Source organism: Novosphingobium aquiterrae (assembly GCF_042434435.1).
GTDB classification, from domain to species: Bacteria; Pseudomonadota; Alphaproteobacteria; order Sphingomonadales; family Sphingomonadaceae; genus Novosphingobium; species Novosphingobium aquiterrae.
The window spans coordinates 336,013-361,277 of sequence record NZ_JBHLTL010000006.1 but is presented as its reverse complement, the minus strand read 5'-3'; the positions used below and the strand labels follow the sequence as shown (position 1 = coordinate 361,277).

21 protein-coding genes are annotated in these 25,265 nt (G+C 65.5%); 7 read left to right on the top strand and 14 right to left on the bottom strand.

The annotated features are described in order from the left end of the window. Positions 1-18 precede the first annotated feature (18 nt). Positions 19-966, top strand: coding sequence for a right-handed parallel beta-helix repeat-containing protein (locus tag ACFFF7_RS11530; RefSeq protein ID WP_379481499.1), 948 nt, complete (start codon positions 19-21; stop codon positions 964-966). A gap of 3 nt (positions 967-969) precedes the next feature. On the opposite strand, the gene ribA is transcribed toward ACFFF7_RS11530, so the two are convergent. The 5 genes from ribA to ppk2 all read right to left on the bottom strand — a co-directional run bounded on the left by ribA (position 970) and on the right by ppk2 (position 5,006). After that, entirely contained in the window at positions 970-2,073 is a 1,104-nt protein-coding gene (ribA, locus tag ACFFF7_RS11525) for a GTP cyclohydrolase II (protein ID WP_379481498.1), read from the bottom strand. Next, on the bottom strand, positions 2,022-2,813 hold the full coding sequence (locus ACFFF7_RS11520) for an exodeoxyribonuclease III (protein ID WP_379481497.1): 792 nt from the start codon (positions 2,811-2,813) through the stop codon (positions 2,022-2,024). Before ACFFF7_RS11520 ends, ribA begins: the two co-directional genes overlap by 52 nt. A 418-nt stretch (positions 2,814-3,231) precedes the next feature. Beyond that, positions 3,232-3,879, bottom strand: coding sequence for a LolA family protein (locus ACFFF7_RS11515; RefSeq protein WP_379481496.1), 648 nt, complete (start codon positions 3,877-3,879; stop codon positions 3,232-3,234). Positions 3,880-3,931: 52 nt separating this feature from the next. After that, entirely contained in the window at positions 3,932-4,099 is a 168-nt protein-coding gene (rpmG, locus tag ACFFF7_RS11510) for a 50S ribosomal protein L33 (protein WP_086490179.1), read from the bottom strand. 127 nt (positions 4,100-4,226) lie between these two features. After that, positions 4,227-5,006, bottom strand: coding sequence for a polyphosphate kinase 2 (gene ppk2 / locus ACFFF7_RS11505; protein WP_379481495.1), 780 nt, complete (start codon positions 5,004-5,006; stop codon positions 4,227-4,229). Positions 5,007-5,111: 105 nt separating this feature from the next. On the opposite strand from ppk2, the gene phhA reads away from it, so the two are divergent. Beyond that, positions 5,112-6,053, top strand: coding sequence for a phenylalanine 4-monooxygenase (gene phhA, locus ACFFF7_RS11500; RefSeq protein WP_379481494.1), 942 nt, complete (start codon positions 5,112-5,114; stop codon positions 6,051-6,053). An 81-nt stretch (positions 6,054-6,134) separates the two neighbouring features. Here the strand turns inward: phhA and ACFFF7_RS11495 are convergent, their stop codons facing one another. The 3 genes from ACFFF7_RS11495 to ACFFF7_RS11485 all read right to left on the bottom strand — a co-directional run bounded on the left by ACFFF7_RS11495 (position 6,135) and on the right by ACFFF7_RS11485 (position 9,196). After that, the gene (locus ACFFF7_RS11495; protein ID WP_379481493.1) at positions 6,135-6,434 is read right to left on the bottom strand and encodes a hypothetical protein; all 300 of its coding nucleotides are present in this window, start codon (positions 6,432-6,434) and stop codon (positions 6,135-6,137) included. A gap of 119 nt (positions 6,435-6,553) precedes the next feature. Further along, positions 6,554-7,363, bottom strand: coding sequence for an undecaprenyl-diphosphate phosphatase (locus ACFFF7_RS11490; protein WP_379481492.1), 810 nt, complete (start codon positions 7,361-7,363; stop codon positions 6,554-6,556). A gap of 3 nt (positions 7,364-7,366) precedes the next feature. Then, the gene (locus ACFFF7_RS11485) at positions 7,367-9,196 is read right to left on the bottom strand and encodes an ABC transporter transmembrane domain-containing protein (RefSeq protein ID WP_379481491.1); all 1,830 of its coding nucleotides are present in this window, start codon (positions 9,194-9,196) and stop codon (positions 7,367-7,369) included. 168 nt (positions 9,197-9,364) lie between these two features. Here ACFFF7_RS11485 and ACFFF7_RS11480 point away from each other — a divergent pair, with 168 nt between their 5' ends. Beyond that, on the top strand, positions 9,365-10,609 hold the full coding sequence (locus ACFFF7_RS11480; RefSeq protein ID WP_379481490.1) for a polyhydroxyalkanoate depolymerase: 1,245 nt from the start codon (positions 9,365-9,367) through the stop codon (positions 10,607-10,609). Here the strand turns inward: ACFFF7_RS11480 and ACFFF7_RS11475 are convergent. From ACFFF7_RS11475 to ACFFF7_RS11450, 6 genes are all read right to left on the bottom strand, one after another. Next, complete coding sequence (locus ACFFF7_RS11475; RefSeq protein ID WP_379481489.1) at positions 10,606-11,235, bottom strand: DUF4126 domain-containing protein; 630 nt, start codon at positions 11,233-11,235, stop codon at positions 10,606-10,608. The two genes, ACFFF7_RS11480 and ACFFF7_RS11475, sit on opposite strands and share 4 nt — an antisense overlap. Positions 11,236-11,352: 117 nt before the next feature. Next, positions 11,353-12,537, bottom strand: coding sequence for an acetyl-CoA C-acyltransferase (locus ACFFF7_RS11470; protein ID WP_379481488.1), 1,185 nt, complete (start codon positions 12,535-12,537; stop codon positions 11,353-11,355). 51 nt (positions 12,538-12,588) lie between these two features. Beyond that, positions 12,589-13,038, bottom strand: a complete 450-nt coding sequence (locus ACFFF7_RS11465; RefSeq protein WP_379481487.1) for a MaoC family dehydratase — start codon at positions 13,036-13,038, stop codon at positions 12,589-12,591. 113 nt (positions 13,039-13,151) lie between these two features. Beyond that, entirely contained in the window at positions 13,152-14,252 is a 1,101-nt protein-coding gene (locus tag ACFFF7_RS11460) for an acyltransferase family protein (RefSeq protein WP_379481486.1), read from the bottom strand. 2 nt (positions 14,253-14,254) lie between these two features. Beyond that, complete coding sequence (locus tag ACFFF7_RS11455) at positions 14,255-15,619, bottom strand: DUF5935 domain-containing protein (RefSeq protein ID WP_379481485.1); 1,365 nt, start codon at positions 15,617-15,619, stop codon at positions 14,255-14,257. Beyond that, positions 15,612-15,755, bottom strand: coding sequence for a hypothetical protein (locus tag ACFFF7_RS11450; RefSeq protein WP_379481484.1), 144 nt, complete (start codon positions 15,753-15,755; stop codon positions 15,612-15,614). Before ACFFF7_RS11450 ends, ACFFF7_RS11455 begins: the two co-directional genes overlap by 8 nt. A 64-nt stretch (positions 15,756-15,819) precedes the next feature. On the opposite strand from ACFFF7_RS11450, the gene ACFFF7_RS11445 reads away from it, so the two are divergent. The 4 genes from ACFFF7_RS11445 to ACFFF7_RS11430 all read left to right on the top strand — a co-directional run bounded on the left by ACFFF7_RS11445 (position 15,820) and on the right by ACFFF7_RS11430 (position 25,223). Next, the gene (locus tag ACFFF7_RS11445; protein ID WP_379481483.1) at positions 15,820-17,049 is read left to right on the top strand and encodes a TIGR04063 family PEP-CTERM/XrtA system glycosyltransferase; all 1,230 of its coding nucleotides are present in this window, start codon (positions 15,820-15,822) and stop codon (positions 17,047-17,049) included. A 45-nt stretch (positions 17,050-17,094) separates the two neighbouring features. After that, the gene (locus tag ACFFF7_RS11440; RefSeq protein WP_379481482.1) at positions 17,095-18,903 is read left to right on the top strand and encodes a hypothetical protein; all 1,809 of its coding nucleotides are present in this window, start codon (positions 17,095-17,097) and stop codon (positions 18,901-18,903) included. A gap of 231 nt (positions 18,904-19,134) precedes the next feature. Further along, positions 19,135-23,775 (top strand): glutamate synthase large subunit, encoded by a 4,641-nt coding sequence (gene gltB, locus ACFFF7_RS11435; protein ID WP_379481481.1) that lies wholly within the window; start codon positions 19,135-19,137, stop codon positions 23,773-23,775. An 11-nt stretch (positions 23,776-23,786) separates the two neighbouring features. After that, positions 23,787-25,223 (top strand): glutamate synthase subunit beta, encoded by a 1,437-nt coding sequence (locus tag ACFFF7_RS11430; protein ID WP_379481480.1) that lies wholly within the window; start codon positions 23,787-23,789, stop codon positions 25,221-25,223. Positions 25,224-25,265: the final 42 nt, after the last annotated feature.

The following is a 25,265-nucleotide window of genomic DNA, read 5'->3' as shown; positions in this document are numbered from 1 at the left end:
GGGTGGTATGGCGCGGCCATGTCGAACGCACTCCGCCTTGCCGCCGCCACGCTTGCCCTGGCCATTGCCCTTCCCGCCGTTTCCCTGGCCCAGCAGGGCGCGCCTTATGTGCTGGCCGAGACCGGGCAGGGCTATTCGCGCCTGCAGGACGCAGTCAACGCGATCGGCGCGGGCACCGGCACGATCCGGGTCGCCAGCGGCCGCCACGCCGACTGTGCTGTGCAGAGCGTGGGCGAGGTCGCCTTTGTCGCGGCAGTCAATGGCCAGGCGGTTTTCGACGGGACGGCCTGCGAGGGCAAGGCGGCGCTGGTGCTACGCGGCCGCGGCGCCCGGGTCGAGGGGCTGGTCTTCGCCAATATCAAGGTGTCCGACTTCAATGGTGCCGGGATAAGACTTGAAAAGGGCGCACTTGCCGTCAGCCAGGCATGGTTCCGCGACAGCCAGCAGGGCATCCTCACCGGCGACGACGAGTCGGCAACGCTCAGCATCGACAAATCGACCTTTACCCGGCTCGGCACTTGCGAGGGACCGGGCGGCTGCGCCCATTCGGTCTATACCGGCAATTACGGCCTGGTCCGCGTCACCCGCAGCCGTTTCGAGGCAGGGCGCGGCGGCCACTATCTGAAAAGCCGCGCGGGCAAGATCGATGTGAGCAACAACAGCTTCGATGACAGCGCCGGCAAGGGCACCAATTACATGATCGACCTGCCCGGCGGCGCGTCGGGAAGGATAGCGGGCAACTGGTTCGTCCAGGGCGCCGACAAGGAAAACCATTCCGCCTTCATCACCGTCGCCCCCGAGGGCCGCCAGCACGACAGTTCGGGCCTGGTGATCGAAGGCAACGATGCCCGCTTCGTTCCTGCTGCGACCTGGCCCAGCACTTTTGTGGCGGTGTGGGGCGACGAAACGGTCCAGCTCGGCCAGAATCGGCTTGCCGCCAAACTGACCCCGCGCGACCGGCGCTGATCGCTAGAGCAGGTGCCCGGAACGATCGCGTTTTGTGGCAAGGTAGCGGGCGTTGTGGGGATTGGCCGGAAGTTGGTGCGGGACCCGTTGGGCCACTGTTACCCCGGCAGCTGACAGCGCTTCGACCTTCGCGGGATTATTGGTCATCAAACGGATTGCGCCGACGCCCAGCAATTCAAGCATGCGCGCCGCCACCGGAAAATCGCGCGCTTCGGTTGGCAGGCCAAGGCGGTTGTTGGCGTCGACCGTATCGAAGCCCTGGTCCTGCAACTGGTAGGCGCGCAGCTTGTTGATCAGGCCGATCCCGCGCCCTTCCTGGCGCAGGTAGAGCAGTACGCCCCAGCCGCCTGCGCGGGCCTCTTCGGCCATTGCTTCGAGCGCGGCGTCCAGTTGCGGTCCGCAATCGCATTTGAGGCTGCCAAGAATGTCGCCGGTCAGGCATTCGGAATGAAGCCGGACCAAAGGCGCCCGGTCGCCCGAGCGCTGGCCGATCACCAGCGCGACATGTTCGCGCAGATCGTCGGCCGAGCGGAAAGCGACGATCTCGGCGTCATCGGCAGCGGCAACGGGCAGCCGCGCGCGGGCGGCAACGGACAGCGCCGACGTATCCTGCCATGTGGCCAGATCCGCAGCCGACACGCCCTGCGCTTCGCCGCCATTGCCGGGATCAACCAGGAAGGCCGGCAGGATTCCGGCCAGCCGCGCCAGATCCATCGCCGCGGCGGCCGCTGCCGGCCAATCGAGATGTTCGGCCCGGAACGGCCCCTTCAGGGGATAGCGCAGGTCCAGCGCCGGATCGGCCAGGGCGCGCGCCTGGGCCAGGTCGAAAGGCTCGGCAGCGCGGATCAGCACCGGGGCGTGGGGCTCTGCCGCTTCGCGCTGGTTGGCCAGCTTCAGCGTGGCGGCGCGCGCGGCGCTGATCAGCATGGTCGAACTGGTCGCCCCGGCGGCAAAGCCGGTCTCCGCCGGCAGCAGCGTGGCCCCGCCTTCGACCGCGATAGGCCAACCGTGGCGCAGCGCGTCGAGCGCCAGCGCCACCCGCCGCGCCGGGCTTGTCAAATGTCGAACTCCGTCACCAGCGGGATGTGATCGCTCGGCTGGTCCCATTTGCGGGTTTCCTCGACGAAACGGTGGCTGCGCGATTGCGCCGCGAGATCGGGCGAGGCCCACATGTGGTCGAGCCGCCGCCCGCGGTCCTTGTCCTGCCAATAGGTGCGGTACGACCACCAGGTCCAGTTGCGCTGCGGCGCGGGGATGTGCTTGCGGCCCAGGTCTTCCCAGCCGTGGGCATCGCGGAACCGGTGGAGCGCTGCGATTTCGATGGGCGTATGGCTGACCACCTTGAGCAGCGCCTTGTGATCATAGACGTCGCAGTCGAGCGGGGCGATGTTGAAATCGCCGACGATCAGGGTCGGCCGGTCGAGCGCATCGGCCCAGACGGCCATGCGCTCAAGGAAGTCGAGCTTCTGGCCAAACTTCGCGTTCTGCTCGCGGTCGGGAATATCGCCGCCGGCAGGGATATAGACGTTTTCGACAACAACGCCCTGCCCCCGGCCGAGCAGCTCGACCCCGACATGGCGGGCTTCGCCATTGGCCTGCCAATCGTGCCGGTGCAGCTCGCGGAACGGCAGGCGGCTGACGGTGGCGACGCCGTGATAGCCCTTCTGCCCATGGACTGCGCGGTGGGTGTAGCCCAGGTCTTCGAAGACCTGGTGGGGGAAGTGCTTCTCCTCGGTCTTGATCTCCTGCAGGCACAGCACATCGGGCGCGTCCTGGGTCAGGAAGCGGGCGACCTGATCGGCGCGCAGGCGGACGGAATTGATGTTCCAGGTTGCGATCGAGACCATGACCGGGCTTTAGGTGCGAAGGCGGGGGGCGGCAAGGCCGAGACTTGGCTTGGGAATGGATTGCTTCAAGCCGGAGCGAGAATGGCGTCGGAAGAGAACCGGAGCGCAGCGGCCATAAAGGCCGTGAGCACCGGAAGCGCATGCCGATGCCGTTCGCAGCCCGGGTTCAAGCAATCCAGCCCAAGACAAAAGAAAACCCCTGCTCCGGGGGCATTGGAGCAGGGGTTCCTTTGTGCGTTCGTCACGCTTTGACGGAGCGTCCGTACTGGAGGTGCGGGCAACAGGGGGGAAACCCGCCTCAGGCCGCGCCGTCGAGAACAGTTCTAGGCCAATTTGGCTTGCTGGCCCATGAACAATCGCCACGCAATTGTCGCAGTTTGTCGCACCGTGGGCACGGCCCACGATAGGCCGTTCGCCCCTATCGACGAGTGGTAGCGCGCGGGTCGTTGAACCTGAACGTGCTGTCGGGAACCGCGAGGCCGTACTGCTGTCCCGAGAGGCTGATCACCGTGCGGTTGTTCTGCGAGTCGAGCGAGGCCCAGCTCGACAGCTCGAGCCCGCCCGGGGCCGAAGCCTTGCGCACGAACAGCAGGGTGATCACCCCGTATTCGGGATGGGCCTTGTCGCGCACCTCGATCCCGACGACGTTGCGATTGTCGACCGGGATCAGTCGGCCGTACTTCATCACGTCGCGATTGGGGTCGAGCAGAGCGCCCAGCGGGCTGTTCCTGATCGGCCAGCGCTGCACCTGGCGCACCGAATAGTCGATGAAGGTCAGCGCCGACCCGTCCGACACGACCAGAATCGGTACCCCCTTTTCGTACTGGAAGCGGATCCGGCCCGGGCGCTTGAGCGTCAGGACGCCGGAGAGCTTGCGGCCGTTGCGGTCGGTCTGGACGAAATTGGCGCGCATCGTGCCGATGGCGCGCAGCGCGCCGACGGCCTGGGCGAGATCGCCCTGGGCCGCAGGAGCCTGGGCCGAGACGGCGACTGCGGCGGAAACGACAAGCGCCGCCGAAGCGGCGGCACCTGCGAAAAGGCGGACATTTTTGATCAAGCGGTTCATGCCAACTCCGTTAAGGATCGAGGCTTGAACTCTGAATGAACCCGCGGGTTCCTTACTTGATCTTGGCTTCCTTGAACTCGACGTGCTTGCGCACGACCGGATCGTACTTGCGGAAGGTCATCTTCTCGGTCGTGTTGCGCGGGTTCTTCTTGGTGACATAGAAGAAACCGGTGTCGGCGGTGGAGACCAGCCGGATCTTGACGGTTGCGGGCTTCGCCATGGTCTTGTCCTGAACTCTCGATTCGGGCGCGAAGGCCCATGAAACTGCGGAAGGCGGCACACGTGCGCCGCCCCGGAAGTGCGCGCCAATGCGTCAGCGAGGGGCGAAAGTCAAGGGTTGCAGCCGCTCAGTCGATGTCGAAGCTCTTGATCGGCTTGAGCACGGTATAGCCTTCCTCCGACGGAACATGGCCCAGCGGAACCAGGTCGATCGCTTCGGGCGGGACGGTCGTATCCGGCAGCCGGTCGAGCAGGTCGCGGATCAGGGTCAGACGGCCGCGGCGCTGGTCGTTGAAATCGACCAGGGTCCACGGCGCCTTCTTGGTGTGGGTAGCCTTGAGCATGTCTTCCCGCGCCAGTGTATAAGCATCGTATTTCTCGCGCGCGGCAAGGTCGATCGGCGAGAGCTTCCAGCGCTTCAGCGGATCTTCCAGACGCTCGGCAAAGCGCTTTTCCTGCTGCTTCTGGTCGGTAGTGAGCCAGTATTTGAACAGCAGGATGCCGTCGGCCACCAGCAGCTCCTCGAACCTTGGAACCTGATCCAGAAAGGCGGAGACCTGATCGGGCGTGGCATAGCCCATGACCTGTTCGACCCCGGCGCGGTTGTACCAGCTGCGGTCGAACAGCACGATCTCTCCCGCTGCAGGCAGGTGCGCGACATAGCGTTGGAAATACCATTGGGTCTTCTCGCGCTCGTCGGGCTTTGGCAGGGCCACGGTGCGACACTGGCGCGGGTTGAGCGGGGTGCGCACCGCATCGATCGCCCCGCCTTTGCCCGCCGTGTCGCGGCCCTCGAACAACACCAGCACCCGCGCCCCGGTCTTGGCGACCCAGCGCGACATCGCCACCAGTTCCTCTTCGAGCGACGCGTAGAGCGCGTCGAACTTCTTGCGCTTGAGCGATTTCATCGGGGAAGGTCCTTTCACCGGCCAGCTTGCGCCAGCAATCAGCGCCAGGCAATGCTCCTGCGAAGGGCGTTGCTGTCCCGCTTTGAACAAGTTACACCTGTAACCATGTCCGACGGAGCCACTCTTGACCAGCCCGACTTTGCGCGCCTGCCCGATGGCGATCCCGCAGTTTACACCGCGCCGCTGAAGCGCCCCGATCACATCGGCGAGGACTGGATCGAACCGCAGCAGCGCATCTATTCCAGCGATGAAGACGCGATCTGGAACGATCTCTATGCCCGCCAGATGGACCTGCTGCCCGGGCGCGCGGCCAGCGCGTTCCTGGCCGGAACGCAGAAACTGGGGCTGGGCCGCGGCGGGGTGCCGGCCTTTGCCCGGCTATCGGAAGAACTCGGCGCGCTGACCGGCTGGTCGGTGGTGCCGGTGCCGATGCTGATCCCCGATCACGTTTTTTTCTGGCACCTCGCCAACCGGCGCTTCCCCGCCGGCAACTTCATCCGCACGCGTGAGACCTTCGACTATATCCAGGAACCCGATGTGTTCCACGACGTGTTCGGCCATGTGCCGATGCTCGCCGATCCGACCTATGCCGATTACATGCAGGAATATGGCCGCGCCGGATGGAAGGCGATGCGCTATAACCGGCTTAAGGCACTGGGTTCGCTATATTGGTACACGGTCGAATTCGGACTAATCCTCGAAGGAAAGGACCTGCGCACATACGGAGCGGGAATACTCTCGGGACCGGCCGAGGCGGTGTTCTGCCTGGAGGCGCAAAGCCCCAACCGGATCATGCTCAATGTCGACCGGGTGATGCGCACCGACTATGTGATCGACGATCTGCAGCCGACCTATTTCGTGATCGAGAGCTTTCAGGACCTCTATCACCAGACCGTCGACCGCGATTTCGACCGGCTCTATCGAAGCCTGGCACCGGGCTTTACCTATGCCAACACAGCGGTGATCGACATCGACGATGTCCTGCACCGCGGCAGCCTCGAATACTTTTTGCGCGGCGGTCGGGGTAGCGGGGCCAGCCCGGTCTGAGCATGCAAAAAGGCCGGCGGTCGCTGCATCCGCCGGCCCCTCGGTGGCCCGTCCGGTTTGACCCGGTCAGGCGCGCAAGACTTATTCCGGCTTGGCGTCGCGCTTGTCGGCCTGGTCTTCCATCTTGTCGGCCTTGGCATCCGCGGCTTCGGCAGCGGCGTCGCCCTTGGCTTCAACAGCCTTGACCTGATCAGACGTCGCGCCCGACGCTTCCAGCGCGGCAGCGCTGGCGTCGATCGACGCTTCAGTCGCTTCGCCCGATTCGCGCACGGCCTGTGCCGCGGCTTCGTCGGCGTTTTCCTTGGCGCTGTCGCAAGCCGAAAGGCCCAGGGCCATGGCGGCGGTCGAAGCCAGCATTACGGATTTGTAGAAAGCCTTCATGATCTCATCCCTTGTTGATGCCCACCGTAACTGCGGTGCGCGTGGAACGCATTGGCGGCGGGAAATCCCTCGCCGACAGGCTCAACAATGAACGATGACCGGGATGGTTCCCGAATGTGTCAGCGGCTCAGCAGAAAAACCGCCAGCGCGCCGGCCGCGATCCGGTACCAAGCAAAGGGCGCGAAACCGGCGCGGCTGACATAGGCGACGAAGGCCTTGATCACGGCCAGCGCGACGATGAACGCGACGACGAAGCCGACCGCGATTTCGGTCCAGCCGACCGGCCCGGTCCCGGCCATCAGTTCGGCGCGCGAATCCCACAGTTCCAGCGTGGTCGCCCCCAACATGGTCGGGATCGCCAGGAAGAAGCTGAATTCCGCCGCGGTGCGCCGCTCGATCCCCATGGCCAGTGCGCCCATGATCGTCGCGCCCGATCGGCTGACCCCGGGGATCATCGAGACGCATTGGAACAGGCCCACGCCCAGCGCCTGGCGCATCGGCAACTGGCCGACGCCGCTTGGCCCGCCCGGCTTGGCCACGCGCTCGATTCCCAGGATCGCGATCCCGCCCAGGATCAGCGCCCAGGCCACGATCATCGGGCTGCCAAGCATGGCACGGATCTGGTCCTTGAGCAGCAGCCCCAGCACCGCCGACGGCAGGAAACCCAGCAGCACGTTGCGCACGAAGATCAGGCTGACCCGCTCCATCCGCAGCAGGCCCATGCCCACCGCCCAGAACGTGCGCCAGTACTGCACCACCACGGCCAGGATCGCGCCGAGTTGGATCACCACGTTGAACACCGCCCAGGTCTTGGCATCGTAGCCGAACACTTCGGAGGCCAGGATCAGGTGCCCGGTCGAGGAGACCGGAATGAACTCGGTCAGGCCCTCGACAATGCCGAGCAGGATTGCGGTGATGATCAGGTCCATGGACTATGCCTTCAGTGCGGCCGCAAAGGCCTTGTCGTCGAATTGCAGCGCGGCCAATCGCGCATAGAGCCCGCCGGCCTTGCTCAGCTGCTCGTGGGTTCCGGTCTCGACGATCCGGCCCTGGTCCATCACCACGATCCGGTCGGCCGCGCGGACCGTCGCCAGGCGGTGTGCGATGACCAGTGTGGTGCGGTCCTGCATCAATCGGTCGAGCGCGTCCTGAACAAGGCGTTCGCTTTCCGCATCGAGCGCGCTGGTCGCTTCGTCGAGCAGCAGGATCGGCGCCTGGCGCAGCACCGCGCGGGCGATCGCCATGCGCTGGCGCTGCCCGCCCGACAGCCGCGCGCCGCCCTCGCCCAGGAAGGTGTCGAGCCCTTCGGGCAAGTCGCGCAGGAAGGTTTCGGCATTGGCGGCGCGGGCGGCGTCCCAGATTTCGTCCTCTCTGGCCTGCCAGTTGCCATAGCGCAGGTTGTCGCGGGCATTGGCCGCAAACAGCACCGCTTCCTGTGGAACCAGCGCCATGCGGCGGCGAATTTCTGCGGGATCGACCGCAGTCAGCGGGACGCCGTCGAGCTTGATGGTGCCGGCCTGGGGATCATAGAACCGCTCCGCCAACTGAAACAGCGTCGACTTGCCCGCGCCCGACGGGCCGACGATGGCCACCGTCTCGCCTGGCTCGACCGTCAGCGAAAAGTCGGACAATGCCGCGGTTTCAAGGCGCGTGGGATAGCGAAAGCTGACGTGCTCGAAAGCCAGCTTGCCACGCCCCGGGCTGGGCAGTGCCAGCGGACGCTCCGGCGCGGCAATGGCGGGCTTTTCGTTGAGCAGCTCGTTAAGACGGCTGGCCGCGCCCGCGCCGCGCAGCAGATCGCCATAGACCTCGGTCAGGGCGCCGAATGCGCCGGCGACAATCCCGGCGGTGACGACGAAGGCAAAGATCGTCCCGCCCGACACCGTGCCGCGGGCCACGCCCAGCGCGCCGTCCCAGACCAGCATGACGATCGAGCCGAAGATCGCGGTGATCGCCACCGCGGTCATCACCGCGCGCAGGCGGATCCGGCGCCGTGCGGTATCGAAGGTCCGTTCGACCGCGCCGGCGAAGCGTTCCTGCTCACGCGCTTCCTGGTTGAAGGCCTGGACCACGCGCATCCCGCCCAAAGTTTCGGCGATGATCGTGCCGATATCGGCGACCCGGTCCTGGCTGGAGCGCGAGACCGAGCGGACCCGGCGGCCGAAGAAGACGATCGGCAGGATCACCAGCGGAATGCCGATGACCAGCCCCCCGGCCAGCTTCGGCGCCAGCACGAACAGATAGCCGATCCCCAGCGTGCCCATGATCAGGTTGCGCAGCGCGACCGACACCGTCGTGCCGACGACCTGCTCGATCAGCCCGGTATCGGCAGTCATCCGCGAGGAGATCTCGCTGGGGCTGTTGGCTTCGAAGAACGAGGGCGACAGCCGCAGCAGGTTCTGTTGCACTTTCAGGCGGATATCGGCGACGACGCGCTCCCCCAGCCATGACACGAAATAGAACCGGGTCGCTGTGCCCAACCCCAACACTGCGACCAGCAGCAGCAGGTAACGGAACCAGCGTCCGATCGCCGCGACATCGCCGCCCTGGGCAAAGCCGCGATCGATGATCAGGCGAAAGCCCGCCGGAATCGCAATGGTAGCCGTGGCGGTGACAAGCAGCGCCAGCCCGGCAAACAGCACCTGGCGCGGATACTTGGCGGTTTCGCGCCAGATCATCCGCAATGGCCCGAGGCTTCGCGCCGGCTTTGGATCGGGGGTGGGCTGGCTCGCCGCGGGGGCAGCCGAGGTGTCGGAACTCATGGCCCGCGCTCCTAGCACAGGCTGGCTATGACGTAAGTGGCAATTACGAACCTGGCGGCCCTAGTGTGCACTGCGGCATGATTTATTGCATTGCACAATGAAACGATTGCCGCCACGATGCGACGCAAATCAGCCGCATGAAAGCGGCCAGGCAGGGAACGCAGCACAGTGCTTTACACGGTTTACGAACTCAATCGCTCGTGGCTCAACGCCGCCAGCACCTGGGCCTCGGTCGGGGCGGAGATGCTCAGCAACCCGGCGCTGCCGTTCGGCTACGGCGCTGGCGGCTCGGTCATGGCCTCGGCGCTGGAGGTCTTCGCCCACGCCTCGGCCAATTACGGCAAGCCCGCTTTCGACATCGAAACGGTCGAGGTCGACGGCACGTCGTTCCCCGTCACCGAAGCGATCGTGGTCCACAAGCCGTTCGGCAACCTGCTGCGCTTCACCCACCCGGGCCTGCCCAAAGACGCGCCGCGACTGCTAATTGTAGCGCCAATGAGCGGCCATTTCGCCACCCTGCTGCGCGGCACCGTGGCGCGGATGATCGAACGCTGCGAAGTCTACATCACCGACTGGGCCGACGCACGGATGGTGCCACTGAGCGCGGGCGAGTTCGACCTGGACGACTATATCGACTACCTGATCGAATTCTTCGAACACATCGGCCCCGGCGCCCACGCCCTGGCGGTGTGCCAGCCGTCGGTCCCGACCCTGGCTGCGACCGCGATCATGGCCGATATCAAGCATCCTTGCCGGCCGCTGACCCTGACCATGATGGGCGGGCCGATCGACACCCGCGAGGCACCGACATCGGTCAACGATCTGGCGATGCAGCGCCCGATCGAATGGTTCCGGCACACCGTGATCGCCACTGTGCCGCTGCAGTATCCCGGTGCCGGACGGCGGGTCTATCCGGGCTTCATGCAGCTGGCCGGGTTCATGAGCATGAACCTGGGCAATCACATGCTGAGCCACTACCACATGTTCAAGCACCTGATCGACGGCGACGACGACAGTGCCGATGCGACCAAGGCATTCTATGATGAATACCGCTCGGTCTGCGACCTTAACGCCGCCTATTACCTCCAGACGGTCGAGGAAGTGTTCCAGAAGCACAGCCTGCCCAACGGCACGTTTGTGCACCGCGGCAAGCGCGTCGATCTGGGCCAGATCAAGGATACCGCCATCCTTGCGGTCGAGGGTGAGCGCGACGACATCTCCGGGATCGGCCAGACCAAGGCCGCGCTGCATCTGGCCACCGGACTGGCGCAAAGCCGCAAGCAATATCTGCTCGCCCCTGAAGTGGGCCATTACGGCATCTTCAACGGCAGCAAATGGCGCACCCAGATTGCTCCGGTGCTGGAAGAATGGATCACCCGCTTCGACAAGCTGGCGCTGAAAGTGGTGGCCTAACCTTCAACCACCATGCCCGCGGGTTCAGGCTGGACCCGCAGGAAGATCCGCCTGAGCACCCGCCAGGCTATGATCATCAAGGCGATCGCCAGCACCAGCAGCACCGCCGCCACCGCGCCGGCGGCGATCGGGTGGCTGTAGGCGAGGTAGAGCAGACCGGTGGTCGCCACGTCCTCGATGGTCGAAACGGCGACGTTGCTGAAGGGTTCGGGGCTGGTATTGACCACCGCGCGGGCGCTGGCCTTGCCGCCGTGGGCCAGCAGACTGGCTCCGCCGCCAAGGATGAAGGCGATTGCCTGCGTCGCGGGATCGGACGGATCGACCACGGCCAAGGCCAGCAGCGCCCCGCCCAGCGGGCGGATCAGGGTGTGGATCGTATCCCACACGGTGTCGAGCCAGATCACCTTGTCGGCAAAGAATTCGAGGAAGGCGGCAGCGCCGGCAGCGCCCATGACCCAGGGATTGGCCAGGACCTGCAGCGAGGCGAGATGTTCGGGCAGCGGTAGCGCGCCGTAATGCATCGCAAGCCCCGTCGCCAGGACGCAGAGATACAGCCGCCAGCCGGCAAGCAGGCTGACGCTGCCAGCCACGCCGAGAATCTCGATGATACCAAGATGTTCGGTCATTCCGCCCGCCCCTTCTTCGTTCGGAACGCGGACGATGCGGGCAAAGCGCTGAAATGGCAAGGCCGCGCGCTCCCGGTCGGAACGCGCGGCCCTTGGCGCCTTAAAGGGCGGCGATGCTTAGAGAACTTCGAACAGTCCCGCCGCGCCCTGCCCGCCGCCGATGCACATGGTGACGACCACGTACTTCGCGCCGCGACGCTTGCCTTCGATCAGCGCGTGGCCGGTGCAGCGCGCGCCGGTCATGCCGAAGGGGTGCCCGATCGAGATCGAGCCGCCGTTGACGTTGAGCAGTTCGTCGGGGATGCCCAGCTTGTCACGGCAATAGAGCACCTGGACGGCGAAGGCCTCGTTCAGTTCCCACAGCCCGATGTCGTCCATCTTGAGGCCGGTCCTTTCGAGCAGCTTGGGGATAGCAAAAACCGGGCCGATGCCCATTTCGTCGGGCTCGGTCCCGGCAACCGCCATGCCGACATAGCGGCCGAGCGGGGCCAGCCCGCGCTTTTCGGCAACCCTGGCTTCCATCACCACGCAGGCCGAAGACCCGTCGGACAGCTGGCTGGCATTGCCGGCGGTGATCACCCCGCCTTCGCCCACCACCGGCTTGAGGCTGGCCAGGCCTTCCAGCGTAGTGTCGGGACGGTTGCAGTCGTCGCGGTCGGCAGTGACCTGCTTGTAGGAAACTTCCTTGGTCTCCTTGTCGACCACCGCCATGGTTGCCTCGCAGGCGACGATTTCGGCGTCGAACCTGCCGGCAGCCTGGGCGGCGGCAGTGCGCTGCTGCGACTGGAGCGAGTATTCGTCCTGGTATTCGCGGCTGATGTTGTAGCGCTTGGCGACGACTTCGGCGGTGCCGATCATCGGCATGTAGATATGCGGATGCATTTCCAGCAGCTCGCGGTCGGGCTCGACGAACATCCGGCCGCTGCCGACCACCTTGGAAATGCTTTCCAGGCCGCCGGCGACACAGATGTCCATGTTGTCGACGATCACCTGCTTGGCGGCGGTGGCGATCGACATCAGGCCCGACGAACACTGACGGTCGATCGTCATCGCCGGAACGGTGACGGGAAGCCCGGCGCGCAGCGCGGCAAGACGCGCGACGTTGCCGCCGGTCGAGCCCTGCTGGGCCGCGGTGCCGATCAGGACGTCGTCGATCTCCGCGCCGTCGAGGCCAGCACGCTCGACCGCGGCCTTGATCGACCAGGCCCCCAGCGTCGCGCCGGTGGTGTTGTTGAAGGCACCGCGCGCCGCCTTGGTCAGCGGCGTGCGGGCAGTGGAAACGATGACGGCATCACGTGACATGAGAAGATCCTTATAGACGTTTGAGTTGAACGCTTCCGGGGAGGAATGCGATCAAACGAACAGCATCGTGATCCATTCGCAGATCAGCGCGGGCTTGTCCTCGCCTTCGATCTCGATGGTGATCTCGTTGGTCTGCTGCCAGGTGCCCGGGCGCTTTTCGACCAGTTCGAGCAACTTGGTGTGGGCGCGCACGCGCTTGCCGGCGCGCACCGGGCTGATGAAACGGGTTTTGTTGCCGCCATAGTTGACGCCCATCTTCACCCCGTCGATCCGCGCGCCTTCGGTCATCGCGCCCAGCACCGGCAGCAGCGACAGGGTCAGGAAGCCGTGGGCGATGGTACCGCCGAACGGGGTCATCTTGGCCTTTTCCTCGTCGATGTGGATGAACTGGTGGTCGCCGGTCGCGTCGGCGAACATGTTGATGCGTTCCTGGGTGACCTGGAACCAGTCGGACACGCCGATCACTTCACCGGTCTTGGCTTGCAGTTCTTGCGGGGTCATCATGCCTCTCCTGGCTTTGGAAAGGCGTTGTCATGGCCCAAGCCGCGCGGCGGCGCAACACGCCCGGCGCTGCCGCTACGGCAAGCGGCACGCGCGGCGCCGCGAAAGGCGAATCAGTCGGCCAGCGGACGTTGAATTGGTCTGCGCCAACGCGGCGGATTGGCGTTGAGCCAGCGCTGTGCCGGCTTTTCGAGTCCATGGTAAAGCACCACCGACGCGGTCAGAACCATGGCGAGATAGGCAGCCAGGCCGAACCATCCGATCTGCAGCGAGCGATCAACGAAGGCGAGCTTGAACAGGATGAACAGCAGGAAGTGGACCAGATAAGTCGAATAGCTGATCTCGCCCAGATAATGCAGCGCGCCCCCACCCAGGACGCGGGACAGCGGTCCGTGGGCCAAGGCAAGGGCTAGCAGTCCGGCAAAGAACGCGGCCGGGACAAAAGCCGTCTCGGCCAGCGACAGCATGGCCGCAAGGCCCAGGATTGCCGCGCATGCGGTCGCCGCGATCAGCCAGGCAATGCGATAGGCCCGCCAGCGTTGCCACAGCTGGCACATCAGGCAACCGAGCACGAAGCCCGCCAGGCACCGCCACAGCCCAAGGTGGGTGATATCGCCGCCAAGCCCGTCATATCCCCGCGCGGCGAACCCGGCGTGAAGTGCAACGGCGACTGCGCCGGCCAGCGCAAGCAGGGCCAAAGTCGGCACGCGCGCCCACTGCATGGCGACGACCAGTGCCGGAAAGACCAGATAGGCGGCCATTTCGGTGCTGATCGACCAGGCCGGATGGTTCCAGCTGAGCCGCGGCGTAAAGCCCCAGTTCTGCAGCAACAGGACATGCAAGGGCAGCTCGGCCAGCGGATAGCCGGCCGTGTCGCGCCCGGTTGCGGCCAGAACGGCGACCAAGCCGATGAAGGCCAGCAGGATTGCTCCGTGCAAGGGCCAGACGCGGGTGAACCGGCGCCACAGGAACAGCCGCGCCGCCGCCCAGCCGCCCGCGGCGATCCGCTCGGCATAGTTGTACCAGATGACGAAGCCGGACAGCATGAAGAACAGATCAACCGCAAGATAGCCGCGGCCCAGGATCGCGATCAGCCATGGCGGACAGATCATGACCAGCGACAGGCGGATATGGTACAGCACAACCCCCCAGGCTGCGATGCCGCGAATGCCGGTAAGCGCGTCGAGATGACGCGGAGCCTGTGCCTGCGCCATGTTCAGGCTGTCCCTGTCCGCATTACGAGGGGACCGCGGCGGACCGGCGGCCGCGACGGCGTGTCGACGCGGCGCAGATAGGTCCACAGCCCGCACTGAATGCCGATCAGCATGAACATGAACGGCTGGAAGGCAATGCCGACAAACAGCGCGCCGAACAGATAGACGAACTGCGCCTGCTGCAAGGCATTGGCCAGCGGGGCTTGCCATTCCTGACCGGGACCGCTGCGCTTCTTCCAGCGCGCGCGGATCCGCTCCATCTGCCACAGGCCAAGCAATTGCAGCCACAGCCACAGGATCAATCCCGGCCAGCCCTGTTCGCCCAGCATCTCGAAATAGGCCGAGTGATAGGCGCGGGCCTTGTCAAAGGTCTGGCCCACCTCGACCGCGACATTGTTGTCGCCGGCGCTCAGCTCCTTGCGGGTTTCGACCCGGATCGAATTGCCGCGATAGGCATCGAAACCGCCGCCGAAGGGATGATCACGCACATAGTCCAGGGTCCATTTCCACACCTCGACCCGGGTCGAGGCAGACTGGTCGGAACGATGGTCCTCGATCGTGCTCATGCGCTGCGTATAGCTGGCTGGCAGCAAGGGGATCGCCACCAGCAGCGCCACGGCAGCCCCGGTTACATACAACAAGCGGCGCTTGACGCTGCGCAGGGTCAGCAGACCGACCAAGGCTATGCAGATCAAGCCGGTGCGGGTCTGGGTACCGACCGGGATAAGCAGGCATGAAAAGGTCAGGGCGACCCCGAACAGCACCGACAGGCTGCTGCGCGGAATGATCGTTCCATGCCGGACCAGCCACCAGATCAAGGGAATGATCGCGATCGCCACGGTTGACAGGGTCGACCCTTCGCTGAGGCCGGAATTGTCGTTCACCAGCACCCGCAGCGTGCCGTAGCCCCCCCCGCCGGCCAGCGTCTTGATCCCCCCGTCGATGATCATCGCCGCGGCGGCCAGGGTCATCACCAGTGCCGCCGCCTCGATCCGCAGCCGGGTGCGCAAGGTCAGCGGCAGGAACAGCGCAAAGACCAGCGCTTTCCACACCCAGGCCCATTTTTCGGCGGCGTTTACCGGGAAGTCGGCGCCCAGCGTGGTCAGCCCGCAATAGACCAGCAGCACACCGATCAGGCCCTGGCGCAGCGTGAAGCGGCTGTCGCGCTTGTCATCCAGCAGGGCCCAGCCGGCGAAGGCCAGGATAAACGCAATCAGCGAGATCGGGATGACCGACAGGAAACCCCAGGCAATCTTCTGCGGAGACAGGATGTCGATGTAGAGATAGGCCAGCACCCAAACGAAGGGCCGACGCAGGCCCAGCGCAAAGAACAGCCCGACGATCGCAGTCAGCGCCAGATTAAGCACGCGGCGGCTCCGGCTTGCGCGCGGCGCGCGGCGCCTCTTCCGGCCCTTCGCGGTCCAGCGTGCCATCCTGAACCAGCCGCCATAGCGCGAACAGCAGGACGGCGTGCGACACCGACAGGGCAAAGATATCGATCATGCCGCGCGGCTTAGCAGGACGCGGTTGACGCCGCGTTAAGCCTTGTTCGCTTAGGGAATGCTGGATGACCCGGGTGCTCCACGTCCTTGACCATTCGCTGCCGCTGCACAGTGGCTATACCTTTCGCACGCGCGCCATCCTGACGGCCCAGCAGGCCATGGGGTTGGAGGTGCGCGGCATAACCGGGCTGCGCCACCTGTCCGCAGGACCCGATCCGGAACAGGTCGAAGGCCTGACCTTGTACCGCACCCCGGGTGCAGCCAGCGGCCCGCCGGGCCTGCGCGAATGGCGCGAGGTTTCCGCTCTGGCCGATGCGATCTGCGCTTTGGCCAGGCAGTGGCGGCCCGACCTGCTGCACGCCCATTCGCCGGCGCTGTGCGGGATGGCCGCAGTCATCGCGGGCAAGCGCCTGGGGCTGCCCGTCGTCTATGAGATCCGTGCCTTCTGGGAAGACGCCGCGGTGTCGAACGGCACCGGCAGCGAGGGCAGCGTCAAATATCGTCTGACCCGTGCGCTGGAAAACCACGTTGTCGCCCGCGCCGATGGGGTCGTGACGATCTGTCAGGGATTGAAGGACGATCTGGTGGCACGCGGCGTCGCGCCGGCGAAGATCGCGCTCAGTCCCAATGGGGTCGATCTGGCGCTGTTCGGTGAAGCGGCCAGCCCCGATCCGTTGCTGCGTGACGCGCTGGACCTGGGCACCGGTCCGGTCATCGGCTTCATCGGCAGCTTCTATGATTATGAAGGTCTGGACGATCTGATCGCGGCCATGCCGGATCTGATCGCACGGATCCCCGCTGCCCGTTTGCTGATGGTCGGCGGCGGACCGATGGAGGCCGCGCTCAAGGCCCAGGCAGAAACAAGTCCGGTCAGCAGCGCAATCCGCTTTGTCGGCCGCGTTCCGCACAGCGAGGTCGAGCGCTATTACGCGCTGGTCGATGTCATGGCCTATCCGCGCAAGCGGAGCCGGCTGACCGATCTGGTAACGCCGCTCAAGCCGCTGGAGGCCATGGCCCAGGGCAAGCTCGTCGCCGCGTCCGACGTCGGCGGGCACCGCGAACTGATCAGCGACGGCCACACCGGCACGCTGTTCGCGCCTGACAATCCGCCGGCCTGCGCCGCTGCGCTGGCCGATCTGCTGGGCAACAGCGACCTTTGGGACGCCCGCCGCGCGGCAGGGCGCGCGCATGTTGCAGCCAGCCACGACTGGGCTCGCAATGTCTATCGTTATCAAGATGTTTACCAAGTCCTGTTAGGCGAAACACTGGATTTCCGCACCCGCGCCGCCGCCTGACGGCAAACCGGGACGGGGACAAAACAGGAAACGGGACGTCTAATCGTGGCCAAGCAGCAGCGCCCTGCGCCGAAGAACAAGCCGATCACCGCCAATCCGCTGTTTCCTGCGGTCGTGGCCCTGTGGTTTGGTGCCTTGTTCGGCCTCAGCAGCTTGGCCGTGCGCGTCTCCGTTATCGAATCGCTGGTGATGGCAAGCGGGATCGACTTGATCGTTCCTGCCGCTGCGCCGCCATTGGGCATCACCGCCCGCATCCTTATGGCACTGCTCCTGGCGGCTGTTGGCGCGCTGATCGGCGCGATGATTGCGCGCCGCCTGGCGCGGCCATCTCCAGAAGTCCGCGAACGCAAGCGCAACGTACATGGTCAGGATGCGCCACAGCAATCGGTGCGGGTACGCGACAGCCATCCCGATGCGCCCGCTCGGCGGCCGATCTCGGCGCACGAGGAGCTGGGCGAAGGCGGCGCGGTCGGTGCCGCTGCAACGCCCGGCCTGCTGGCCGGTCGCCGTCGCGCGCTGACCGTCGAAGCAGATCAGGGCCATTTCGTGCCGCCGGAATTTGCGCGGCTACCTGGCGGAGACCCGCAAATTCTTGACCTTGCCGGAGCGGAAATCGAGCCGGTCAGGGCCGAGCCGGCATTGACTGCCGCCCCGCTTGCCGCACCGCAGCACGCTGCGGCTCCGATTACCGAGGATGCGACAGATCTCAACGCCTATTCCGATAGTCCGGCAAGCAGCAGCGAAGACGCTGCCCCTGCCCCTGCGCCATCGCCCTTCCAGCCGCAATTCGCGGCAGTGACGGATGAACCACAGGAAGAGATCGCCGTTATCGACCATGGTCTCGAGGGGCGCCAGGTCTTTGGCATGACGCCGGTCGAACCCCAGGACCCATCTACACGTCAGATTTTTGGCGAAAGCGGTCCCGGTGACGGACCTTCTATCGATCCTGTCAGCGCCCATGGTATCCCGAAGTCGGTTTTCGATAGGCCGGCGGCCGATCCCCTGTTTGCCAAGCGTAGCGAACCCCTGCCGCAACTGCCTGCCGCAGCGGATCGCGCGCCGGCTGCCATCACAGTGGCGATCGCGCCATTGGCCCCCGAAACAACCGAACCGCTATCGCCGGTTGCGGATCTCGACATGACTGCGCTTGCCCTGCGGCTGCAGGAATCGCTGAGGCGCCGCCGAGCCGCACGGGCTGCGGCGCAGACCGAAGCGGTCGTAGCGCATGAACCGCAACCAGTACTTGCGCGCTTTGCGCCTGCGGTTGAGGCGGGAGCGTCTTCCGCGGCCCAACCCGCCAGGATTCCCGCCGAACTGCCCCCCGCCATGCGACCCCTTTCGTTCGATGATTTTGACGACGAGGATGACGATGGCGAAGCCCTGGCAGGTCTAGTTCCGCCGCGCCACATAGCGCTGCCCCAGACCGAAGCAGCGCTATCGCCGGCAGAGCCGAGCCCGCCTCCATCCCGGGACGCGGATACGCAGATCGAGGAAGAGGCCGAAGACGGCGCCGAGACGGACGACACCGCCTACGCGTCGCTGCTGGGCGTCAGTGCCCCCGCCATGCGCCCGACATTCGTTCGGATCGACGAGCCCGAAGCGGCAACCGATCATTACGAGCCCGTCGTGATCTTCCCGGGGCAGATCCCGAGTGCACCGTCCGAGGTCGCGCCGGTCATTTCGCCGGTCGCGGAAGAGCATGCCGCGTTCCGCCGGTTCGACGCCCCCGCTTCAGCTGGCCAGGGACAACCGATCGCCGGAAATACCGCGGCCCCCATGCTGGATGCCGACGAAGCAGAACGCTCGCTGCGTGCCGCGCTGGCCAACCTGCAACGGATCAGCGGCGCCGCCTGACCGCGCCCGCGGCGTCCCGCATTGCTATTCACCCGGTCGCCCGCACGGCGCCTCGCACCGGCGCGTCTATTCGCAGTTGCAAAAACAGCTTCCTGTCGTCATGGGGGTGTCTCACGCAATTTTCGCTGCGTTTCGCGGCAGGGATAATTGCGCTTAATTGCCGGATTTCCGCGATTTGCGTGCTTCACGCGGCGAATCGCACTGTCCGGCACGAAAGGATGGACACGTTCGATGGGTTTTCCGGCGCCCCAGGGGCTCTACGATCCGCGCAATGAACATGACGCCTGCGGCGTCGGTTTTGTCGCCCATATCAAGGGCGAACAGAGTCATGCAATCGTATCCCAGGCCCTGGAAATCCTCAAAAACCTCGATCACCGCGGCGCGGTCGGTGCCGATCCGCTGCTGGGCGACGGCGCCGGCATCCTGATCCAGACCCCGGACGCGCTGTTCCGCAAGTGGGCTGCCAGCGAAGGACTGAAGCTGCCGGTGCTGGGCTACTATGCCGTGGCAATGTGCTTCCTGCCGCAGGACCAGGCCGCACGCGACTTCGTTATCGGCACCTTCGAAAAGTTCATCGCCAAGGAAGGCCAGCGCCTGATCGGCTGGCGCGACGTTCCGGTCACGACCGAGGGGCTGGGCAAGACCGTGCTCGAGCAGATGCCAGTGATCCGCCAGTGCTTCATCGCCCGGGGCGACAATTGCCCCGACGAAGCCGCCTTCGAACGCAAGATCCTGGCGATCCGCAAGCAGACCCAGAACCCCTTGGCGGCACTCGCCGAAAAGCACGCGCTGCCCGGCCTGACCGAGCTGTACATGCCCAGCTTCGCGACCCGCACCGTGGTCTACAAGGGGCTGCTGCTGGCGACCCAGGTCGGTGCGTTCTATGACGATCTGCGCGATCCCGACTGCGTTTCGGCGCTGGGGCTGGTCCACCAGCGCTTCAGCACCAACACCTTCCCCAGCTGGAAGCTGGCGCACCCCTATCGCTTCATCGCCCACAACGGCGAAATCAACACGGTGCGCGGCAACGTCAACTGGATGAACGCGCGCCGCCGCACGATGGAAAGCGATCTGCTCGGCGCCGATCTCGACAAGATGTGGCCGCTGATCCCGCACGGCCAGTCGGACACGGCGTGCCTCGACAATGCGCTCGAACTGCTGCTGGCCGGCGGCTATTCGCTCGCCCACGCGGTGATGATGCTGATCCCCGAGGCCTGGGCCGGCAACCCGCTGATGAGCGCCGAACGCCGCGCCTTCTACGAATACCACGCCGCGCTGATGGAGCCGTGGGACGGCCCCGCCGCGGTTGCCTTCACCGATGGTCGCCAGATCGGCGCGACGCTCGATCGCAACGGCTTGCGCCCGGCGCGCTTCCTGGTCACCGATGACGATCTGGTGGTCATGGCATCGGAAAGCGGGGTGCTGCCGATCAAGGAAGAGCGGATCGTGCGCAAGTGGCGGCTGCAGCCTGGCCGCATGCTGCTGATCGATTTCGCCGAAGGGCGGATCATCGAGGACGAGGAGCTCAAGGCCCAGCTCGCCGCGGCGGAACCCTATGAAAGCTGGCTCGAAGCCGCGCAGTACAAGCTCAAGGACCTCGACCTGATCGAGCCCGAACTGGCCCAGTTGCCGGTCGAGACGACCAGCCTGCTCGATCGCCAGCAGGCCTTTGGCTACACCCAGGAAGACATCAGCCGCTTCCTTGAGCCGATGGCCGTCAATGCCGACGATCCGCTCGGCTCGATGGGCACCGACACCCCGATCGCGGTGCTGTCGAACCGCAGCCGCCTTCTCTACGATTACTTCAAGCAGAACTTCGCCCAGGTCACCAACCCGCCGATCGATCCGATCCGCGAGGAACTGGTGATGAGCCTGGTCTCCATGATCGGCCCGCGCCCCAACCTGCTCGGCATGGAAGCCGGCACCCACAAGCGGCTCGAGGTCGACCAGCCGATCCTGACCAACGACGAGATCGCCAAGATCCGCTCGGTCGAGGCCGCGCTCGATGGCGCGTTCCGCACCGAGACGATCGACTGCACCTGGGATGCCGCCAGCGGCGCCGCGGGCCTGGAAATGGCGATCAAGGAGATGTGCTGGGCGGCGACCGAGGCGGTGCTGCAGGACAAGAACATCCTGATCCTGTCCGACCGCGCCCAGGGGCCGGACCGTATCGCCATGCCTGCCCTGCTCACTACTGCGGCCGTGCATCACCACCTGGTCCGCCAGGGATTGCGGATGCAGACCGGGCTGGTCGTCGAAACCGGCGAAGCGCGCGAAGTGCATCACTTCTGCGTGCTGGCCGGCTATGGTGCCGAGGCGATCAACCCCTATGTCGCCTTCGAAACAATCGAGGACATCCGGGCGCGCAAGCATCCTGAGCTCGACGCGAAAACGGCCAAGAAGAATTACATCAAGGCAATCGGCAAGGGCGTGCTCAAGGTCATGTCCAAGATGGGCATCTCGACCTACCAGTCGTACTGCGGGGCGCAGATCTTCGACGCGGTCGGGCTGTCGAGCGTCTTTATCGAGAAGTATTTCACCGGCACCGCGACGATGATCGAGGGTGTTGGCCTGGCTGAGGTGGCCGAAGAGACCGTGCGCCGCCACGCCGCCGCCTATGGCGACAATCCGATCTACCGCCACATGCTCGACGTCGGCGGGATGTACGGCCTGCGCCTGCGCGGCGAAGAGCACGCCTGGACCGCGGACAACATCGCCAGCCTCCAGCACGCGGTGCGCGGCAACAATTTCAAGAACTACGAGGACTTCGCCCGCTCGATCAACGACCAGTCGCAGCGCATGCTGACGATCCGCGGACTGATGCAGTTCCGCAAGGCGGCGACCCCGATCAGCCTCGACGAAGTCGAACCGGCCAGCGAAATCGTCAAGCGCTTCGCCACCGGGGCGATGAGCTATGGCTCGATCAGTTGGGAAGCCCACACCACCCTGGCGGTGGCGATGAACCGCATCGGCGGCAAGTCGAACACCGGCGAAGGCGGCGAGGATCCGGCCCGCTTCACCCCGCTGGCCAATGGCGATTCAATGCGCAGCGCGATCAAGCAGGTCGCCAGTGGCCGCTTTGGCGTGACCACCGAATACCTGGTCAATGCCGACGACATCCAGATCAAGATGGCCCAGGGCGCCAAGCCCGGTGAGGGCGGCCAGCTGCCCGGGCACAAGGTCGACAAGACCATCGGCGCGACCCGCCATTCGACCCCCGGGGTCGGGCTGATCAGCCCGCCGCCGCACCACGACATCTATTCGATCGAGGATCTGGCCCAGCTGATCCACGACCTCAAGAACGTCAACGGCGGGGCGCGGGTCTCAGTCAAGCTGGTCAGCGAAGTCGGCGTCGGCACGGTCGCCGCGGGCGTATCGAAGTGCAAGGCCGATCACGTCACCATCTCGGGCTACGAAGGCGGCACCGGCGCTTCGCCGCTGACCAGCCTGACCCACGCCGGTAGCCCGTGGGAGATCGGCCTGGCCGAAACCCAGCAGACGCTGCTGCTCAACAACCTGCGCAGCCGGATCTGCGTCCAGGCCGATGGCGGGCTGCGCACCGGGCGCGATGTCGCGGTGGCGGCGCTGCTTGGCGCCGACGAGTTCGGCTTTGCCACCGCGCCGCTGATCGCGGCGGGCTGCATCATGATGCGCAAGTGCCACCTCAACACCTGCCCGGTCGGCGTGGCAACCCAGGATCCGGTGCTGCGCGCGCGCTTCACCGGCCAGCCGGAGCACGTGATCAACTACTTCTTCTTCGTCGCCGAGGAACTGCGCGCGATCATGGCCGAACTGGGCTTCCGCACCGTGGCCGAAATGGTCGGCCGGGTCGACAAGCTCGACATGGCGCCGGCGATTACACACTGGAAGGCCAAGGGCGTCGATCTGTCGCGGATCCTGCACCAGGTCCCGCTGGGCGACAGCCCCAGCCTCAACTGGTCGCTGACCCAGGACCATGGGCTGGACAAGGCGCTGGACAACGATCTGATCGCGGCGGCGGCAGACGCGCTTGATAAGAAGCAGGCAGTAGTGATCGAACGCAAGGTGATCAACGTCAACCGCACGGTCGGGGCGATGCTGTCGGGCGAAGTGGCCCGCCGCTTTGGCCACGCCGGACTTCCCGACAACACCATCAAGATCAAATTGACCGGGGTGGCGGGGCAGAGCTTTGGCGCGTTCCTGGCCCACGGGATCACGCTCGACCTGACCGGCGATGCCAACGACTATGTTGGCAAGGGCCTGTCGGGCGGACGGGTGATCGTGCGCCAGCCGGGCCATGTCGAGCGCGAGGCGACCGAGAACATCATCGTCGGCAACACCGTGCTGTATGGCGCGATTGCCGGTGAGGCGTTCTTCAACGGCGTTGCCGGTGAGCGCTTTGCGGTGCGCAATTCTGGTGCAGTCGCGGTGGTGGAAGGCTGCGGCGATCACGGCTGCGAATACATGACCGGCGGTGTTGTCGCCGTGCTGGGCAAGACCGGGCGCAACTTTGCCGCGGGGATGAGCGGCGGGATCGCCTATGTCTATGATCCCGACGGCCAGTTCGCCAAGCTGTGCAATCCGGCCCAGGTCGACCTGCTGCCAGTCAGCGCCGAACGCGACGAGGAAGACGGCGCCGGACGCCCGCAGCAGCGCACCGTCAGCGCCAGCGACAGCGGCATGGGCGACATGCTGCGCCACGATGGTGAACGCCTGCGCGTGCTGCTGGAGCGCCACCACCTCCACACCGGATCGCCCCGCGCCCGGGCGCTGCTCGACGATTGGTCGGCCACGGTCGGCCAGTTCGTCAAGGTCATGCCGCGCGACTATGCCAAGGCGCTGAAGCAACTCGAGGCCGAGCGGCTTGAAGCCGCCTCGGTGGCGGCGGAATAAGGGTCTGCACGATGGGTAAGGAAACCGGCTTTCTCGAGCTTGACCGCCAGGATCGCACCTATGCCGATCCCCGGGAACGGGTGAAGCACTACAAGGAATTCATCGTTCCGCAGGGCGAACCGGCGCTGCGCGCGCAGGCCAGCCGCTGCATGAACTGCGGGATTCCGTACTGCCACAACGGCTGTCCGGTGAACAACATCATCCCCGACTGGAACCACCTGGTCTACGAGGGGGACTGGCAGAACGCGCTGGAAGTGCTGCATTCGACCAACAACTTCCCGGAATTCACCGGGCGCATCTGTCCCGCACCGTGTGAGGCGAGCTGCACGCTCAACATCGTCGATCAGCCGGTCACCATCAAATCGATCGAATGCGCTATCGTCGACAAGGGCTGGGAAAACGGCTGGATCGTGCCCCAGGTCCCGGCACAGCGCACCGGCAAGACCGTTGCGGTCGTCGGCTCGGGGCCGGCGGGCATGGCCGCAGCGCAACAACTGGCGCGCGCCGGGCATTCCGTGACCTTGTTCGAGAAGAACGACCGGATGGGCGGGCTGATGCGCTACGGCATCCCGGACTTCAAACTGGAAAAGGATGCGATCAACCGCCGCCTGATGCAGATGCAGGCCGAAGGTGTGGTGCTGAAGGAAAGCACCGAGGTCGGGGTTCACGTCTCGGTCGATTCGCTGCGCGAGAACTTTGACGCCGTGGTCCTGGCAGGCGGCGCAGAGGAGCCACGCCAGCTGACCATTCCCGGCGCCGAACTGCCAGGTGTGCGGCTGGCGATGGAATTCCTGACCCAGCAGAACAAGCGCAATGCCGGCGACGATGAATTGCGCGCCGCGCCGCGCGGCACGCTGACCGCGACGGGCAAGCACGTCATCGTAATCGGCGGTGGCGACACTGGCAGCGACTGTGTCGGAACGTCAAACCGCCAGGGCGCCGCTTCGGTAACCCAGATCGAAATCATGCCGCGTCCGCCCGAGCGGGAAGACAAGGCGATGGTCTGGCCGGATTGGCCGCTCAAGCTGCGAACGTCATCCAGCCATGAAGAAGGCGTAGCGCGCGACTGGGCCATCAATGCCAAGCGTGTGGCCGGGCAGGACGGCAAGGTTACCGGGCTGGAATGCATTCGCGTTGAATGGATCGACGGTAGGATGCAGGAAGTGCCGGGCAGCGAATTCACGCTGAAGGCCGACCTGATCCTGCTCGCCATGGGTTTTGTCGGTCCGCGCAAGCAGGGTCTGCTCGATCAGGCGGGGGTCGACCTTGACGCGCGCGGCAACGTCTTTGCCGACACCTTCAGCTATCGCACCAGCGACCCGCAGATCTTTGCCTGCGGCGACATGCGCCGCGGCCAATCGCTGGTCGTATGGGCGATCCGCGAAGGCCGCCAGGCCGCCCGCGCGGTTGACGAGGCACTGATGGGGGTAAGCGAGCTGCCGCGCTAGCGCCGGGCTTCCGAGACGCGGCGCGACACCCTATCGCGGCGC

Bases quoted from the DNA above. Each gene is read 5' to 3' on its own strand.
- ACFFF7_RS11490 (WP_379481492.1), bottom strand. From the start codon at position 7,363: ATGGACCTGATCATCACCGCAATCCTGCTCGGCATTGTCGAGGGCCTG.
- phhA (WP_379481494.1), top strand. From the start codon at position 5,112: ATGTCCGACGGAGCCACTCTTGACCAGCCCGACTTTGCGCGCCTGCCC.
- ACFFF7_RS11465 (WP_379481487.1), bottom strand. From the start codon at position 13,038: ATGACCCCGCAAGAACTGCAAGCCAAGACCGGTGAAGTGATCGGCGTG.
- ribA (WP_379481498.1), bottom strand. From the start codon at position 2,073: ATGGGACCAGCCGAGCGATCACATCCCGCTGGTGACGGAGTTCGACAT.
- rpmG (WP_086490179.1), bottom strand. From the start codon at position 4,099: ATGGCGAAGCCCGCAACCGTCAAGATCCGGCTGGTCTCCACCGCCGAC.
- ACFFF7_RS11515 (WP_379481496.1), bottom strand. From the start codon at position 3,879: ATGAACCGCTTGATCAAAAATGTCCGCCTTTTCGCAGGTGCCGCCGCT.
- ACFFF7_RS11430 (WP_379481480.1), top strand. From the start codon at position 23,787: ATGGGTAAGGAAACCGGCTTTCTCGAGCTTGACCGCCAGGATCGCACC.
- ACFFF7_RS11495 (WP_379481493.1), bottom strand. From the start codon at position 6,434: ATGAAGGCTTTCTACAAATCCGTAATGCTGGCTTCGACCGCCGCCATG.
- gltB (WP_379481481.1), top strand. From the start codon at position 19,135: ATGGGTTTTCCGGCGCCCCAGGGGCTCTACGATCCGCGCAATGAACAT.
- ACFFF7_RS11445 (WP_379481483.1), top strand. From the start codon at position 15,820: ATGACCCGGGTGCTCCACGTCCTTGACCATTCGCTGCCGCTGCACAGT.
- ACFFF7_RS11470 (WP_379481488.1), bottom strand. From the start codon at position 12,537: ATGTCACGTGATGCCGTCATCGTTTCCACTGCCCGCACGCCGCTGACC.
- ACFFF7_RS11530 (WP_379481499.1), top strand. From the start codon at position 19: ATGTCGAACGCACTCCGCCTTGCCGCCGCCACGCTTGCCCTGGCCATT.
- ACFFF7_RS11450 (WP_379481484.1), bottom strand. From the start codon at position 15,755: ATGATCGATATCTTTGCCCTGTCGGTGTCGCACGCCGTCCTGCTGTTC.
- ACFFF7_RS11485 (WP_379481491.1), bottom strand. From the start codon at position 9,196: ATGAGTTCCGACACCTCGGCTGCCCCCGCGGCGAGCCAGCCCACCCCC.
- ACFFF7_RS11520 (WP_379481497.1), bottom strand. From the start codon at position 2,813: ATGGTCTCGATCGCAACCTGGAACATCAATTCCGTCCGCCTGCGCGCC.
- ppk2 (WP_379481495.1), bottom strand. From the start codon at position 5,006: ATGAAATCGCTCAAGCGCAAGAAGTTCGACGCGCTCTACGCGTCGCTC.
- ACFFF7_RS11475 (WP_379481489.1), bottom strand. From the start codon at position 11,235: ATGACCGAACATCTTGGTATCATCGAGATTCTCGGCGTGGCTGGCAGC.
- ACFFF7_RS11460 (WP_379481486.1), bottom strand. From the start codon at position 14,252: ATGGCGCAGGCACAGGCTCCGCGTCATCTCGACGCGCTTACCGGCATT.